The following is a 2,670-nucleotide window of genomic DNA, read 5'->3' as shown; positions in this document are numbered from 1 at the left end:
AAAATAGCTTCTTCATTTCGATGTTCCGAAAGATACTGACGGAGTTCTGCGTTAGTCATTTCCGAAGGTGATTTTTTCATAATTCAAAGTTCCAATTTCCCTGTTCATCGATTAAAATGATTAGACAGCAATTGACAGATAAAGATAGCGGTATCTTTCTATCAAGGAAAAGTTTTGTAAATTTCTCTACGATGTGCGACCCGTTGACAGATGATGGTTTGATTGGGTTTATCAATAGTCAGTCCAATCCTATAATCTCCAACTCTAATTTTATACTTATCTTTATGTCCTTTCATTTTATCAAGATAGCCTAATTCAAAAGGATTGTCGGTTTCTAACTGGTAAAATACGATCAACTCAATAGGAGATTGTATGTCTTTTGGCAAAGAAGTTAATTCTTTTTAAAATCTCTTGTTGTATTCAACCTTCCACATTTTTATTTTTAAGCAATTCTAAATATTGTAAGGCTTTTTCTTTGTCTAGGATTTGATCATTTTCAACTTCTTCAATGAGTTTTCCCAGGCCGTAATCCTCTAGGATTTCTTCGATTTTTTCAAATTCAGCAATGGGAATCTGAACGGCAATGGGATTTTGATCTTTGTCTAATACATAGCTTTTGTTAATTTCTAGCATTTGTTTCTCTCAATAGGATCATTTTCGCTATTTTTTGTCATGTTTTGGGCGGTATTTAACCGAACTAATTTTCTACCACTTTTCGCTTGTCTCTCCCTCCAATCGGCGCAAATCGCTTTTATATCGTAGTTGAAAGACTTGGCGTGTTCTTCTCTAATCTTATGAATTTCTTCGAGTATTTCATCTTCCCACATAGCTCATTATCCCCTTAACTCGTAAGGGGTACAGATTAGCAGTAATTTGTCGCCGAAATCCGCGCATATATTGAGAAGTTTTTTCTGAATTTGAGCATTAGTAATATGTTGACAGTTCCATGTTAACAGATAAAAGTCGCAGACAGGATGCAGGTGATCGGTTACGCTTCGATATACTGGCAATAGGTGGCTGGTTGGGGAATTGGCAGCCCTTCCTCTCAGCGATCGCAGGGCATTTTAGGATTTAGGGCAGATTTCAAAAACAAGTTGTGAACGATAGAAACAGACATCAAATTCTAGAAAAAAATTCATCCGACCCAGTAGTAAAGGTATATCATCAGACAAGCTCCAGGCAAAAACTAGCCGAACTGGGTTGAAATTACCAATCTGTGCCGAAACCAGTAAACCTCGCGCCTCGATCGAAGCCAAATTACCAGCTAAGATGACAGAGGTTGTCTGCTCTTCCCAAATCGCACCAAGTTGAACTCCAGCGCTGTAAGGCAAGACATTAACACTTGCACCCGTGTCTAACAGTGCTGAAAACTCTACGGATCTATCTTGGTATGTGAGAGATATAGGTAGTTGAGGCAAGGCATCGGGGACACCAAACCCATCGAATCCTTCGGTAAAGTTAAATCGTTGGGCATTACCCATTGTGCGTTGCTTGCTCGGAATCTAGCAGTTGAGCAAGTTGCTGCGCCGCCGCGTGTGAATTAAGCGGCGACGAGAGTAAATATGTTGCTCCTGGCTGTAGGCTTGGCTCCTCGTCCTTACTTAGTTCTGCGATCAGAAATTGCATCACCTTCAACTTGTCTGCACGAGGCAGACTTCTCAAAGTAGGGAATAGCTCTGCTATAGTCATCTGGCTTGGAGGATTGCATTACCTTTCCATTTTCTCATAAAGTTATCTATTCACCGTGCAAATTTCTCATAACTGAGCCATTTTCGAGCCAGTATTGTTTCGTTCCACCCAACCTACGAGGCTGTTGTGTTGGCGTTGAAAGCTTTGGTGTGTTCTTCTCGAATTTTATGAATTTCTTCAGCATACTTGAGAGTAAAACCGTAGGATTCCGCAGCCTTTTCCGCAGCAATGCGAGACTTAACTAAATAGTCATGGATAGACGTGCATTCCTCCGATAATCTTGTTTGAGTTTTATCTTTTTCTTGCAAAATCTCTGAGCGGATCATAAGTTATTCTCCTCTTTGAATAGTTGAAGTGGTGTGACAATTTCAGGTGTTGACAAACCAAGGCGGGCATTGATAACGCGAATATGCTTCCGTTTGTTAGCATTCGCTAGGTGGTTGCAATTCCAAGTAACGAGATATTGAATGTCGAAATAGCTGGCATAGGCAAGATGTAGAGCGTCGCCCACAAGAGACCTTGGCATGACATAGTTGGCAAGATAAAACTCGACAACTTGTTCAAGAGCAGAAGTCGGCGGTAGTAAAGGAATCGTCGAAACCAAATGAATAATTTCAGCTTTACGCGGATAGTTTCCGTTGGTTAGTTCTTGAAGCACAGCATCCGAAATATATAAATCACATTTTCTGCGATTTCCTCTAGGGTTTTACCGGTAGTAACACAACCGGGTAAATCGGGAACATAAGCAGAATAGTTATTTTCAGCTTTTTCGATAATAATCGCATAACGCACGATTTCTATTCCTCAATTATTTGATTTAATTTTTCCTTGAAAATCGTTTCTATTTCTTTATAGGACATCATTTGAGGTGCGGGATATTTAAAACTGTCTTTTTTTCGGCTTAATAATACTTCTAGTGCTTCACTAAAAATAGCTTCTTCATTTCGATGTTCCGAAAGATACTGACGGAGTTCTGCGTTA

8 protein-coding genes and 1 pseudogene are annotated in these 2,670 nt (G+C 39.7%); all 9 read right to left on the bottom strand.

The window, feature by feature from the left end:
- Positions 1-80 (bottom strand): DUF6887 family protein (locus tag EWV84_RS23115; RefSeq protein ID WP_502705763.1); only part of this gene is annotated, 80 nt, incomplete at its 3' end.
- A gap of 81 nt (positions 81-161) precedes the next feature.
- Positions 162-296, bottom strand: a complete 135-nt coding sequence (locus EWV84_RS12210) for a type II toxin-antitoxin system RelE family toxin (RefSeq protein ID WP_287078200.1) — start codon at positions 294-296, stop codon at positions 162-164.
- A 124-nt stretch (positions 297-420) separates the two neighbouring features.
- Positions 421-633 (bottom strand): RelB antitoxin-like protein, encoded by a 213-nt coding sequence (locus EWV84_RS12205; protein WP_287078199.1) that lies wholly within the window; start codon positions 631-633, stop codon positions 421-423.
- Positions 627-827: a hypothetical protein gene (locus tag EWV84_RS12200; protein WP_287078198.1), complete on the bottom strand. Its 201-nt coding sequence runs from the start codon at positions 825-827 to the stop codon at positions 627-629. The genes EWV84_RS12205 and EWV84_RS12200 overlap by 7 nt, the downstream gene beginning before the upstream one ends.
- A 237-nt stretch (positions 828-1,064) precedes the next feature.
- The gene (locus tag EWV84_RS12195) at positions 1,065-1,481 is read right to left on the bottom strand and encodes a retropepsin-like aspartic protease (protein ID WP_287078197.1); all 417 of its coding nucleotides are present in this window, start codon (positions 1,479-1,481) and stop codon (positions 1,065-1,067) included.
- A 321-nt stretch (positions 1,482-1,802) separates the two neighbouring features.
- A complete protein-coding gene (locus EWV84_RS12190; protein ID WP_287078196.1) occupies positions 1,803-2,015 on the bottom strand; it encodes a hypothetical protein in 213 nt (70 codons plus the stop codon).
- Positions 2,012-2,347, bottom strand: coding sequence for a PIN domain-containing protein (locus EWV84_RS12185; protein ID WP_287078195.1), 336 nt, complete (start codon positions 2,345-2,347; stop codon positions 2,012-2,014). Before EWV84_RS12185 ends, EWV84_RS12190 begins: the two co-directional genes overlap by 4 nt.
- Positions 2,348-2,367: 20 nt before the next feature.
- Positions 2,368-2,481: pseudogene (locus EWV84_RS12180) on the bottom strand (type II toxin-antitoxin system HicB family antitoxin); the annotation flags it as partial.
- A 5-nt stretch (positions 2,482-2,486) separates the two neighbouring features.
- Positions 2,487-2,670 (bottom strand): DUF6887 family protein (locus tag EWV84_RS12175; protein ID WP_287078194.1); only part of this gene is annotated, 184 nt, incomplete at its 5' end.

Source organism: Microcystis sp. M_QC_C_20170808_M3Col (assembly GCF_007095505.1).
In the GTDB taxonomy this organism is placed as follows: Bacteria; Cyanobacteriota; Cyanobacteriia; order Cyanobacteriales; family Microcystaceae; genus Microcystis.
This window is presented reverse-complemented; position numbering and strand designations above follow the sequence as displayed.

Excerpts from the sequence above, each read along its gene's own strand:
- EWV84_RS12210 (WP_287078200.1), bottom strand. The coding sequence starts at position 296 with ATGAAAGGACATAAAGATAAGTATAAAATTAGAGTTGGAGATTATAGG.
- EWV84_RS12205 (WP_287078199.1), bottom strand. The coding sequence starts at position 633 with ATGCTAGAAATTAACAAAAGCTATGTATTAGACAAAGATCAAAATCCC.
- EWV84_RS12200 (WP_287078198.1), bottom strand. The coding sequence starts at position 827 with ATGTGGGAAGATGAAATACTCGAAGAAATTCATAAGATTAGAGAAGAA.
- EWV84_RS12195 (WP_287078197.1), bottom strand. The coding sequence starts at position 1,481 with ATGGGTAATGCCCAACGATTTAACTTTACCGAAGGATTCGATGGGTTT.
- EWV84_RS12190 (WP_287078196.1), bottom strand. The coding sequence starts at position 2,015 with ATGATCCGCTCAGAGATTTTGCAAGAAAAAGATAAAACTCAAACAAGA.